Annotated in this window: 10 protein-coding genes; 1 reads left to right on the plus strand and 9 read right to left on the minus strand. The window is 69.3% G+C overall.

The window, feature by feature from the left end; genetic code table 11:
- From ACNPM4_RS05170 to ACNPM4_RS05200, 7 genes are all read right to left on the minus strand, one after another.
- On the minus strand, positions 1-610 hold a 610-nt coding region (locus tag ACNPM4_RS05170; protein ID WP_448984928.1), incomplete at its 3' end, for an ROK family protein.
- A complete protein-coding gene (locus tag ACNPM4_RS05175) occupies positions 607-2274 on the minus strand; it encodes an ABC transporter ATP-binding protein (protein WP_448984929.1) in 1668 nt (555 codons plus the stop codon). The genes ACNPM4_RS05175 and ACNPM4_RS05170, both read right to left, overlap by 4 nt.
- Positions 2271-3149 carry an ABC transporter permease gene (locus ACNPM4_RS05180; RefSeq protein WP_231481714.1) on the minus strand — a complete coding sequence of 293 codons (879 nt, stop codon included), beginning with the start codon at positions 3147-3149 and terminating at the stop codon, positions 2271-2273. Before ACNPM4_RS05180 ends, ACNPM4_RS05175 begins: the two co-directional genes overlap by 4 nt.
- Positions 3146-4165 (minus strand): ABC transporter permease, encoded by a 1020-nt coding sequence (locus tag ACNPM4_RS05185; RefSeq protein ID WP_081859906.1) that lies wholly within the window; start codon positions 4163-4165, stop codon positions 3146-3148. Before ACNPM4_RS05185 ends, ACNPM4_RS05180 begins: the two co-directional genes overlap by 4 nt.
- A gap of 12 nt (positions 4166-4177) precedes the next feature.
- Entirely contained in the window at positions 4178-5986 is a 1809-nt protein-coding gene (locus tag ACNPM4_RS05190) for a peptide ABC transporter substrate-binding protein (RefSeq protein ID WP_105710657.1), read from the minus strand.
- 155 nt (positions 5987-6141) lie between these two features.
- Entirely contained in the window at positions 6142-7629 is a 1488-nt protein-coding gene (locus tag ACNPM4_RS05195) for a M81 family metallopeptidase (RefSeq protein WP_448984931.1), read from the minus strand.
- Between the two features lie 82 nt (positions 7630-7711).
- Entirely contained in the window at positions 7712-8887 is a 1176-nt protein-coding gene (locus ACNPM4_RS05200; RefSeq protein ID WP_029261395.1) for an ROK family transcriptional regulator, read from the minus strand.
- Positions 8888-9142: 255 nt separating this feature from the next.
- Between ACNPM4_RS05200 and ACNPM4_RS05205 the strand changes: the two genes are divergently transcribed.
- A complete protein-coding gene (locus ACNPM4_RS05205; RefSeq protein WP_448984933.1) occupies positions 9143-9586 on the plus strand; it encodes a hypothetical protein in 444 nt (147 codons plus the stop codon).
- Between the two features lie 56 nt (positions 9587-9642).
- On the opposite strand, the gene ACNPM4_RS05210 is transcribed toward ACNPM4_RS05205, so the two are convergent.
- The gene (locus ACNPM4_RS05210) at positions 9643-10851 is read right to left on the minus strand and encodes a hypothetical protein (protein WP_448984934.1); all 1209 of its coding nucleotides are present in this window, start codon (positions 10849-10851) and stop codon (positions 9643-9645) included.
- A 66-nt stretch (positions 10852-10917) separates the two neighbouring features.
- A partial coding sequence (locus ACNPM4_RS05215) for a hypothetical protein (protein ID WP_448984935.1) occupies positions 10918-12068 on the minus strand: 1151 nt, incomplete at its 5' end.

Below are 12068 nucleotides of genomic sequence, written 5' to 3' on the forward strand. Positions count from 1 at the left end.
GGGGGGGCGCGCCGATGATGGTCTCCAGGCAGCCGCGGCGTCCGCACGAGCAGATGCTGCCGTCGGGTTCGATCGTGATGTGTCCGAGTTCGCCGGCCGAGCCGTGCGCTCCGGGGATGACCTGTCCGTGCGCCACGTGTGCGCCCGCGATCCCGGTGCCCAGCGCGAGCACGAAGACGTCGTCGACACCGGCGCCCGCGCCCCACGAGGCCTCGGCGACCGCGGCGGCGTGACCGTCGTTGATGACGTCGACCGGGATGCCGAGTTCCGCGCTGAGCTGTGCGCCGAGCGGGCGGCCGTCGAGCGCCGGGATGTTGGTCGAGCGCACGACCACTCCCTCCGCCTCGTCGACCAATCCGGGGATCGACAGCACCACGCGTTCGAGGTCGGCATCACCCCGGAGCGAGTTCGCGATGGCGGCGAGCCCGTCCACGGGTGCGTCCTTGGGCGTCGCGTGACGGCCGCGGGCGAGGGGCGTCGGCGGTGCGTCCAGCGAGATGCGCGCCGGCGCGAGCAGGTGCTTGACGCTCGATCCGCCGACGTCGAGCCCGAGCACGACAGGGCCCGCACCGTGCACAAGGGTCGATCGGGTCGGCTCTCCCCCGGTCACGGGGCCATCACCCGGGCGGCCGCACGGGCCTCCCGCCGCAGCGCCTGCTTGTCGGGATCGGGAACCGGTACCGAGGCCAGCAGCCGTCGGCTGTACGGATGCTGCGGAGCCAGGAGCACGTCGTCGGCGGAGCCCGTCTCGACGATCTCGCCCTTGAGCATCACGGCGACCCGGTCGGAGATCTCGTGCACCACGGCGAGGTCGTGGCTGATGAAGAGGCACGCGAAGTGCATCTTCTCCTGCAGGGTGCGCAGCACCTCGAGCACGGCAGCCTGCACCGAGACGTCGAGCGCAGAGGTGGGCTCGTCGGCGATGATCAGTTCCGGCTCCAGGGCGATGGCGCGGGCGAGACCGATGCGCTGACGCTGCCCTCCGGAGAGCTCGTGCGGGTAGCGGGAGGCGTAGTTCGTGGGCAGCTCGACGGCGTCGAGCAACTCGGCCACGCGGGTGCGACGCGTGCTCGCCGAGGTCGGGAAGCGCCGCCGCTGCACGAGCAGGGGTTCGGCGATGGCCTCGCCGACGGTCATGCGCGGGTCGAGGCTGGAGCCCGGGTCCTGGAAGATCGCGCCGACGCGACCGCGCAGTGCGCGCTCCCGACGCCCGGAGACGCCACCGCGTCCGACCTTCTCGCCGAACAGGGTGATCCCACCGCTCGACAGCGGCAGGAGTCCCAGTGCCGCGCGTCCGAGGGTCGACTTGCCCGATCCGGACTCGCCGACGAGGCCCAGGATCTCGCCCGGGGCGATGCGCAGGCTCACGCCGTCGAGCGCGAGGAACGGTCGTCCGCCGCGGCGGTAGGTGACGCTGGCGGCATCCAGCTCGAGCACCGCGGCTGGGACCTCGGTCTCGGGCTCCCGTTCGATCACGCTCGCGAGGTCGGGCAGCGACGGCACGGCGCTGAGCAGCTTCTTCGTGTAGTCCTCGCGCGGCGCGGTGAGCACCGTGCGGGTGTCGCCCACCTCGACCATGGTGCCGCGGAACATCACCGCGACCCGGTCGGCGATGTCGGCGACGACGCCCATGTTGTGTGTGACGAGCAGGAACGCGGTCCCCGACTCGGCCGCGAGACCGCGGATCAGGTCGAGGATCTCGGCCTGCACGGTCACGTCGAGCGCGGTCGTCGGCTCGTCGGCGATGATCAGCTGCGGCTCGCACGCGAGGGCGATCGCGATGACCACGCGCTGACGCTGACCACCGGACAGCTCGTGCGGGTAGCTCTTCGCCCGACGGGCGGGCTCGGGGATGCCCACGCGCCGGAGCATCTCGACCGCACGCTCCCAGGCCTCCGCCTTGGAGATGGTGCGGTGGTTGAGAATGGCCTCGGTGATCTGGTCGCCGATCCGCATGCTCGGGTTGAGCGCGGTCATCGGCTCCTGGAACACCATCGAGATCTCGGCGCCGCGCACGGCGTTCATCTCGGTTTCCGCGAGCGGCAGGAGCTCGCGCCCGGCGAGCCTGATCGACCCGGTGACCGTGGCCGAGCGCGGCAGCAGCTTCAGGATGGCCATAGCCGTGACGGACTTGCCCGAACCGGATTCGCCCACCAGCGCCAGCACTTCGCCGGGGCGCACCTCGAGGTCGATGCCCTTCACGGCCTCGACCGACCCGTCTTCGGTGCGGAACGTGACCGTGAGGTCGGAGATCTCCAGCAGTGCGTCGCTCATGCGGCACGCCCCTTCACGTCGAAGAAGTCGCGCAGGCCGTCGCCGATGCTGTTGAAGGCGCAGACGGTCAGCACGATGCAGAATCCGGCGGGGAAGATCAACCACCAGGCACCCGCGTACGTGTAGGTGATGCCGCTGGTGAGCATGGCGCCCCAGTCGGTCGCCGGCTTCTGCAGCCCCATCCCGAGGAACGAGATGTAGGCGACGAGCAGGATGGCGTCGGCGACCTGGAAGGTGGCGTTCACGACGATCGTGCCGACGGTGTTGGGGACGATGTGCTTGAGCACGGCGCGGGAGTGCGTGCCACCCATCGCCCGCAGGGCCAGCACATATTCGCGCGACTTCAGCGAGATCGATTCGGCGCGCACGAGACGAGCCGGGACCAGCCAGGAGACCAGGCCGATCACGCAGATCATCAGCGGGACGCTCGGGCGCAGGATCGCCGAGAGGATCAGCAGCAGGAAGGTCGCGGGGATCGCGATGCCGGCGTCGACGACGCGCATCATCACGGTGTCGACGGCGCCGCCGACGTAGCCGGCGATCGCTCCCCAGAGGGTGCCGATGACGGTGGCGAGGATGCCGGCGGCGAGGCCGATCAGGATCGAGATCTGCCCGCCGACCATGAGCCGTCCGAGCACGTCGTAGCCGACGTCGTCGGTGCCGAGCGGGTGGCCGGGGCTCCCCGGCGGCAGCATCGTGCTGCGCAGGTCGGTGTGGATCTGATCCGTCGGGTGGATCAGTGGACCCAGGAAGCAGAAGAGCAGGAACAGCACGATGGTCACGATGCCGAAGACCGCGAGCTTGTTCTGCAGGAAGCGGCGCGTGCCCCGCTGACGCGGGGTCAGCGTGCGCATCACGATGGTCGTGGTGCTCACGAGAGCTCCTCTCGGGTGCGCGGATCGAGCAGCGCCTGGATGATGTCGGCGAGGAGCGATCCGATGACCGTCGCGAGCGCGATCACCAGGATGCAGCCGATCAGCACGGGGTAGTCGGAGGTCTGCGCCGAGGTCCAGAACAGCAGGCCCATGCCGGGGTAGTTGAAGAGCGATTCGACGACGATCATGCCGCCGAACATGACCGGCAGGTAGTAGCCGAGCATGGCGATCACGGGGGTCAGGGAGTTGCGCACCACGTGGCGGGTGATCACCACGGGCACCGAGGTGCCCTTCGCCCTGGCGGTGCGGACGTAGTCCTCGGAGAGGTTGTCGATCGTGGCGGAGCGCATGTACCGCGAGAACGTCGCGATGATGCCGAGCGCCGCGGTGAGCACCGGCAGCACGAGGCCGGCCGGGTTCGCCAGCACGTCGCCGACGGTCTCACCCTGCGGCGCCTGGGCGGGCACGAGCCGCAGCCACTGGGCGAACACGATCACGAGGATCAGGCCGAGGAAGAACGACGGCGTCGAGTAGACGATGAAGTTCCAGGTGGTCAGCGCGTAGTCCGCGGCCTTGCCGCGGCGCACGGCCTGGAAGATGCCCATCGGGATCGCGATGATCAGTGCGAAGAGCATCGAGATGAGGGCCAGGATCAGCGTCTTCGGAAGACGCTGGCCGATGGCATCCGCCACCGGTCGGTTCAGTTTGAACGAGTCACCCAGGTCTCCCTGCACGAGCTGCAGCAGGAAGTTGAAGTACTGCTGCCACAGGGGCAGATCGAAGCCGTTCTCCTTGTTGAAGGCGTCGATCTGCTCCTGCGATGCCTGCATGCCGAGGATGCCGGCGGCCGGCCCCTGCGGCATCGCGAGGTGGAGCAGCGCGAACACGATCAGCGTCACGATGAGGATGACGATCCCGCCCTGGCCGACCCGTCGCAACAGGTACCACCAGAACCGCGGGCCGCCGGCCCTCTCCTTCTTCTGCTGCGCGTTCTGCGCTGCTTCCACCACGCTCATGTCACCTGCTCGTTACTTGGTCCAGGACCAACGCTGGGGAAGGAACGACGCGCCCGGGTCCTGGTGGGCGATGTCGAGTCCGTCGCGGACGACGGAGACCTGGTACACCGGGTTCGGCATCCACATGACCGGGAGGTCGGTGGCGAGGTACTCGGAGTACTTCTTCGCGATCTCGGGGTCGGTCGAGAAGGCCATCGCCTGGACGAGCTCCTCGGCCTCGGGGTTGTCGTACTGTCCGGCGTTCCACTTGGTGTCCTTCGCGAAGACGCGCTCACCGGTGGCGTACGGCGGGAAGTACCAGCTGCCCGCGGTGCCGAAGAAGACGAGCTCCCACGTGCACGAGCTGCCGGTCTTGCACTCCTGTGCCTGCGTGAGGACGGTGTCGAGCGGCTTGGAGTCGATCGTCATCTTGACGCCGATCTTGCCGAGCGACGACTGGATCTCCGCCATCATGTTGTCGGTCTCCTGCGAGCCGTTCTGCGTGGTGACGACGATCTCCGCCTTGTCACCCGCGGCGATGCCCTCGCCGCACTGGCCCTCGGCCGCGCCGGCTTCGGCGCACTCGAGCGTGCCGTCGGATCCCTTGACCCAGCCGTTGTCGGTGAACAGCTTCTCGGCCTTCTTCAGGTCGAACGGGTACGGGTTGTCCTTCTGCACGTCGGACAGTCCGCTGGAGTCCGCGGTCTGCGGGATGGGACCGTAGTCGGGAGTCGCGGCACCGTGCCAGACGACCTCGGAGATGGTCTCCTGGTCGATGGCGTGCTGCAGTGCCTGACGCACGTAGAGCTGCTTGTAGAAGGAGCCCTTCTCGGGGTTGGCGAAGTTGTACGGCATGTACGTGATCGACCAGCCGGCCCACGGCTCGATGCTGTAGCCGAGGTCGGTGAACTGCTTCTCGTTCGTGAGCTGCGAGCTCGTGACGTAGCCGTAGTCGACGTCACCGGAGCGCACGACGTTCATCTCGGCGTCGGCCGACGTGAACGGCAGGAACTCGACGTTCTCGATGCTCGGCTTGTCCTCGCCGGTGTACTCCTTGTTGGCGGTGAGTTCCACCAGGCCCGAGTCCGACCAGCTCTTGACCGTGTAGGGACCGGCGACGGTCTTCCATAGGTCGTTGGTGGCGTAGGTCTTCATGTCCTCGGCCTCGGAGAAGAGGTAGTCGAGCACCGCGGTCGCACCGGCCTGGTCGCGGTCGTGATCGCCGATCTCGCCGTCAGCGCTGGTCTTGTCCCAGACGTGCTGCGGCATCGGGTAGATGAGGCTGAGCTGGTTGCCGAGGAGGAACTCCTCGTTGTAGACCTTGTCCATCGTCAGCGAGAACGTCTTGTCGTCGATGGTGGTGAACTCGGTGATGTTGTCGGGCATCAGGCCGGCGGAGTAACCACCGGTCTTCTCGCCGTTGAAACGCACCAGGTTGTACCAGAACTCCACGTCGCGCGAGGTGACGGGCTCGCCGTCCGACCAGTCGAGGTCGTTGAGCGTGATGGTGATGGTCTTGCGGTCCTCGGAGAATTCGTAGGACTTGGCGGCGGAGGCCAGCTCGTCCCAGCCCATCTCGCCGTCGACGCCGTTGTACTCGAACAGGCGCGGCCACATGGTCGCCTTGATGGCGCTGTTGTGCGTGGCCATCTTGTCGGGCGACGAGATCGGCAGGATCCAGTTGGGTCCGGTGCCGACCTGCAGGGCGAAGCTGACGGTGTCCTTCTCGCCCGAGCCGGTGTCGCCCGAGGCGCCACCCTGACAGGCGGTGAGGGCGAGCGTCGCGACGGCGAGCGCACCCAGGGGGGCGAGCAGCCGGCGGCGCAGCGACTGAGATCGCATGTAAACCTCCTTGTTCAACGCCTCACAACCAAGGCGTTCGTCCGATTTATGACGTACTTTGAATCATGCCCGAACTAAGTTCAGGGCAGAAGACGGTCTTGTTACGTTTAAGTAACTAACTTTGTTCGATCGCGGCGTAAAGCTGCGGAAGCTCGTCAGCCGACCATCTCGGCCGAGAGATCCGGCGCCTCATCGAACGCGTCGAACGGATGCATCGGACGCTGGATGCGGTGGTGACCGAGCCGCTCGAGGTCCTGATCCACCCCGCCCGGAGTGAGAGCGAGCGTCCAGCCGCGCATGATGGCGTAGAGCTCGGGCTCGAGGTAGCCGATCTTGGTGACGACGATCTGCGCGGCGACCGGGTCGAGTCCGATCGAGGTGAAGTCGGAGACGTCGTGGTACGCCTTGCGGAACTCCGTGACGATCACGTGCAGGCCGCCGACGCGGATGACCGCGATACCGCCGGCATCCACATCGCCCTCGTGCAGGCTGTGCAGCACTCCCTCGACGAGGACCGGTCCGTGCGGGCCACTGTCGATGCGCGCGCCGACCTCGACCGACACCCGCTCACCCACGGCGTGACCGCGGAGGACGTCGAGCGCACCCTTGTCGAACACCGAGGCACACAGCGTGACCGGGGCGTCGTCGGAGGTGAGCTCGGGCTTCTGCAGCAGCTGCGCGAGGGTCCAGGTGACGTCGCCCGTGCCGCCGGCGCCGGGGTTGTCGCCCGAGTCGCTGATGAAGTACGGGGTGTCGGTGGCGGCGAGGCCGGCCGCGACACCCTCGTCGAGGGTTCCGGGAGGGCCCACGAACTCGAAGTCGTCGCGCACATCCCAGAACGCGCGACCGAGCTCCTCCGCCGCACGCGCGGTCGCCGCGTCGTCGGTGCCGGTCACGACCACGGTCGCGTGGCAGCGGGGCTCGTCGGCCCAGGCATAGCCGATCCAGATCGCGGCGTCGGTGATGCCGGGGCGCGCCTCGATCTCGGGGATGCGGGCGTACAGGCTCTTCGCCGGCTCCACGCGGGTGCTGGTCTTCTCGCCGGGGAGCAGGATGGGCACGCGCACCCAGGCGCGGCGCGGGGTGACACCGCTCTCGAGCGCCTCGACGAGGTTGCGGATTGCGCGGTCGCGCGTCTCCCACGTGTCTTCGTGCGGAGCCAGGCGGTAGCAGGTGATGATGTCGACGTTCTCGATCAGGGTGCGCGACACGTTGCCGTGCAGGTCCATCGACGCCGACACCACGACGTCGGCGCCGATCACCTCGCGGATCGCGGTGATCAGGTCGCCCTCGGCGTCGTTCATGCCTTCGACGCTCATCGCCCCGTGGATGTCGAAGAAGAGGCCGTCGAGCTTCTCGCCGTCGGCCACGAGGGCCCGCAGCCCGTCGCAGATGCGCGCCTTGATGCTGTCGTAGACCTCGCGCAGCACGGCACCGCCGGGGATCGATCGGGCGTAGTAGACCGGCAGCCACTCGGCGCGGCCGCGCATGTCGCCGTCGCGCAGGGAGTCGTAGCGGGTGATGAGCTCTTCGCCCTCCACGCGCAGGAAGTCGCGTTCGCCGGCGCGATGCGGCGAGAAGGTGCTGGACTCGATGGCCATGCCGGCGATGGCGATGCGCGGGAGCGGGGACGTCTCGGTCATACTCCGAGTCTAGATCGGACCTCGAACCAAAACTTGCATCTTGTTCCGCATGGTCGCGAACTTGAGCCGATAATCGAACCTACTACGCGGCGGTCGTGCGCAGTTCCTCGTCGATCCGGGCCGGGTCGAGCATCCGCTCCAGCAGCTCCCAGGCCACACCGCGCGCACCGGCGAGGGCGCCGGCTCGGCTCACGCCGATCTCGAGAGCATCCGTCGACATGGGCAGGCAGAGGGTGAAGAGCGCCTGTCGCACGCCGGCGACGAACGCGTCGGCCGTGGCCAGTCGACCGCCGAGCGCGAGCGCCTGCGGGTTGAAGAAGTTGATGATCGTGGCGAGCACCTCACCCGTGCGCGCGCCGGCCTCGCGCAGCGCGGAGGTGGCTTTGGGGTGAGCGTCCTGCGCGAGCGCGAGCACGTCGTCGAGGGTCTCCACCGCGACGCCGGACTCGCGCAGCGCGTCGACGATCGCCGCACCGCTGGCGACCACGTCGAGGCAGCCGACCCGACCGCACGAGCAGATGATGGGCGGGGCGTTGTGCAGCGCGACGTGGCTGATGTCGCCGGCGACCCCGCGGTACCCGCGGTAGACGGCACCGTCGAGGATGATGCCGCAGCCGATGCCGCTGCCCGCCTTCACGAAGACCAGCTGCTCCTGCTCGCCACCGCGTTCGATGAACTCGCCGACGGCCATGGCGTTCGCGTCGTTGTCGATGAGGAACGGGAGCCCGGTGACCGAGCCGAGCACCTCGCCCACGTCGACGCCGTTCCAACCGGGCATGCGCATGGGCGCCAGCAGGCGCGAGGTGCGCGAGTCGACGGGGCCGGGCAAGCTCATGGCGATGCCCTCGACCGTGAGGCCGCCGTTGTCCTTCGCGAGCGTGCGCGCGCACTCCCACACCTGGTTCACGACGCTCTCGACCCCGTCGAGGAGCGACACCTGCGCGACGGTCGAGGCGACGACCTCGGCACGACGGTCGAACAGCGCCACCGTGGCGTGCTGCTCGCCGAGCTCGACTCCGGCGACCACACTCCCGCCCGCTTTCACCGTGAGCACGCGGGGGCGACGGCCGCCGCGCGACTCGCCCTCGCCGTTCTCCTCGATGTAGCCATGGGCGATCAGCTCTTCGACGCGCAGCGCGACGGTCGAGGGGGAGAGCCCGGTCAGGCGGGCGAGGTCGGCGCGGGACTGGGCCGCCCCGGTGCGCACCAGCCGGAAGATCTCACCCTCGGAATGTACGGTCTGGGTAGCCGGCGCCACGGTGTCCTCGAATCATCTTGTTTCGGTAGTCAAACAAAGATAGCCCCAGGACTGGAGGAGTGTCACCCCCTGCGCGTCACGCGCCGACGCCCGGTTCGACTCCCGGTTCGCCTCCCGCCCCCGCCGAGTGCACGGGATGCTGCCCCGTGCACGGGATCTTCACGCGAACGCGCCGTGCACTCGGCACGAAGCCGTGCACTCGACTCGGCGAAGGGGTGCGGGCGGTGCAGACGGCACAGGGCGCAGACTGGACGCATGACCGAACCCGACCCGTACCTGCTCGGCCCCGGACTCCTGCCGACGCCGTTCACCGCCGCCGAGATCCGCGATGCCACCGGATCGGGGAAGCTGATCCGGCTGGTCCTGGAGGGGCCCGACGGCCCGCTGGGCGAACACGTCAACCGCTTCCGCGACACCGACGACGAGGGCGCGACCCTCGACCGCTGGGCCGCCGCAGACCCGAAGGCCGTCGTCTCGAACCGGGTGACCTGGGCCGAGCTGCAGGGGCATGCTGCCTTCGACGCGGGGACGACGAGCGTGTCGACCGTCGCGCTGTCGACACCGCTCGGGCAGCTCACCTGCCGCCGGTACGACACCGACGACGGCGTCTTCTGGTTCTCGATCGATCACCCCGGGATGCCGGTGCAGTACGAGTCCGACGGCATGCGGACGACGGTGCTGAGTATCGAGTCGAACTGAATCCGGCACGAAAGGAGGGCGGGCCCGTGCGTACGGACCCGCCCTCCTGATCCCACTCAGTGTCCGGCGGCGCCGACCACCACGAACTCGTTCGGCACGACGTCGAGGGTCGCCTCGGCCGACACCTCACCGGTGAGCAGGTCGACCGCGAGGATGCGGTCCTTCGCCGGCTCGGTCACGTAGGCGATGTCGCCGACCACGTGCAGGCCCGGGTGCGGCTGCTGCCACTCGGTCGGGCTCTCCCACGGATCGATCACATCCCAGGTGTCGACGAGCTCGCCTGACTCGTCGAGCAGCGACAGGCTGCCGTCGGCCCCGAGCACCACGACGTTGTCGTGTCCGTCGCGTCCCACCCCGCGCCAGGTGTACTCCACACCTTCCGGGAGGTCGACGATCGACATTGTCTGCGTCGCGGTGTCGATGCGCGCGAGCTGCGACAGCAGGTAGCCCTCCTGGTCGGGGTCGGTCTTGTAGTCGCCGAAGGCGATCGCGCTGGTGTCGCTCACGTACGCGTTGCCGGTGCGACCGAACTCGTCGGGGGCGTCGATCTTGGTGAAGACGCCGCCGTCGAAGAGCAGCACGCCGTCTTCGCAGCCGAACACCACGACCTCGCCCTTGAGCGCGCCCTCGCCGTGCACGCTCGGGCACTGCTCGTTGCGGGTGAGCTCGGTACCGTCGGCCGCGAGGTGACGGACTCCGCTGCGCGCGTCGGCCGTGCCGATGGTCGAGAGGATGCTGCCGTCGGCGAGCTCGAGCGCCACACCGTGGTGGGCGGCCTCCGAGGTGATCGTGTCCGCCTCGGGAAGCGTGCCGGTGCCGACGGCATCCGTGTCGAAGATCCGCACCTCGCCGGTGCCGTCGTCGAACAGAGCCGTGCGTCCGGCATGCGGAACCGCGTGGCCGGCGGCTTCGGCGTCGAACACCTCGCCGGTGAACTCGACGGTGCCGGACGCCAGTCCGGAGTCGAGCACGTGGAACCCGTCTTCCGCGGTGACGAAGACGTGCCCGTCATGGTCACCGGCGCCGTTGACGCGCAGGAAGCCGCCGAGCTCGACCTGCCCGATGGTGTCGAGGGTCTCGCCGTCGAGCACGAGCACACCGCCGTCGTAGGTCACGGCGACGCGGGTGTCGCCTTCGTGGTGGTCTTCCGGTGCGGCGCCTGCGGTGTTCTCGGCGGCGGGCCCGGGGGTCGCACATCCGGCGAGCGCCACGGCGGCGATCACGCCGAGGGCGCCGATCGCGAGGCGGCTGCGGGGTCGGTACATGGATCGTCTCTCTTTCTTCTGGGTGGGTGCGCGGGATGCGCGGTGACGACCGGAGTCGTCGAGGGCTCAGCCGACCTGCTGCACGAACCAGGGGTCGAGGTCGGCGAAGGTCCGAGTGACGGTGCCGTCGCCGTGGTCGATCTCGTGCACGACGCCGGTCGCGGGGTCGGTCACGTAGGCGTGCCGGGCGTCGACGAGCAGCTGCACACGGTCGCGCAGGGCGGGGTCGGCGACGGATGCCGCCAGCAGCGGTTCCGTGCGGGCCAGCACCGTGCCGTCCGCGGCGAGCACCCGCACGCGGCCGTCGGCATCGATCACGACCGTGCGGCTGTCGTCGTCACCGAGGGCGACGGCCTGCAACAGCGGCACATCGGAGGGGAGCAGCATCCACTGCCGCTGCCGCACGTCGAGTAGCCAGGCACCCTGCTCGCCCGCGACTCCGGCGAGGTCGGGGCGGTCGGTCCGGCCGGAGAGGCTGCTCGTCGGGGTGGCGTTCACGGGGTACGGGATGGCCTCGGCGGCGATGGTGCCGCCGACCTCGCGGGTGAAGAGCACGGCTCCCTCGGCGCAGGAGAAGACGGCGCCGACGCGGGTGAGGTCGGCGTCAGAGGGGTCGGTGCACGGGACTGCCACACCCGGGACGCGGTCGCCGGCGGCGTCGAGCAGCTCGATCGTGGCACCGGCGGTCGGTACGAGCAGGTGCTCGGCGAGGAACGCCACGGGGCCGGAGGTGTCGGCAGTCACGTGCGGGGCGACTTCGAGCCCCTCGCCGAGGGCGTCGTGGGCGAGCAGGACCAGTTCCCCGCCCGCGAAGGCGACGGTCGCCCGCTGTTCACCGGCGACGACCGTGACGTCTCCTTCGCCCTCGAGGGTTCCGAGTGTCTGCGGGGCGCCACGGAAGGAGTGCGTGTGATCGCCGTGCGGCACGGTCCAGCGCGCGGAGTCGAACACCTCGACCGCGGTACCACCCTCCGCGTCGTGCGCGCGGTAGACGAGACGGCCGTCCCCGAAGAGACCGGCGATGCCGCTGCGGCCTGGCGCGAGGGTCGAGCGCTCTTCGGTGGCGAGGTCGAGGAGCGTGAGCTTGCCCCGCCCGTCGGCGATCACGAGCGCGCGGGCCGGGGAGGCGACCTCGGCCGCGCCACCCGCGTCGATGCCGTGCGCGTCGGAAGCGGTCGCGGCGGGTGCGGCGGGCGTGGGCGCTGCGGCCGGGGCAC

The organism is Microbacterium umsixpiens, assembly GCF_053543675.1.

Coding starts and splice junctions, on each gene's coding strand:
- ACNPM4_RS05185 (WP_081859906.1), bottom strand. CDS start 4,165: ATGAGCGTGGTGGAAGCAGCGCAGAACGCGCAGCAGAAGAAGGAGAGG.
- ACNPM4_RS05175 (WP_448984929.1), bottom strand. CDS start 2,274: ATGAGCGACGCACTGCTGGAGATCTCCGACCTCACGGTCACGTTCCGC.
- ACNPM4_RS05205 (WP_448984933.1), top strand. CDS start 9,143: ATGACCGAACCCGACCCGTACCTGCTCGGCCCCGGACTCCTGCCGACG.
- ACNPM4_RS05190 (WP_105710657.1), bottom strand. CDS start 5,986: ATGCGATCTCAGTCGCTGCGCCGCCGGCTGCTCGCCCCCCTGGGTGCG.
- ACNPM4_RS05210 (WP_448984934.1), bottom strand. CDS start 10,851: ATGTACCGACCCCGCAGCCGCCTCGCGATCGGCGCCCTCGGCGTGATC.
- ACNPM4_RS05195 (WP_448984931.1), bottom strand. CDS start 7,629: ATGACCGAGACGTCCCCGCTCCCGCGCATCGCCATCGCCGGCATGGCC.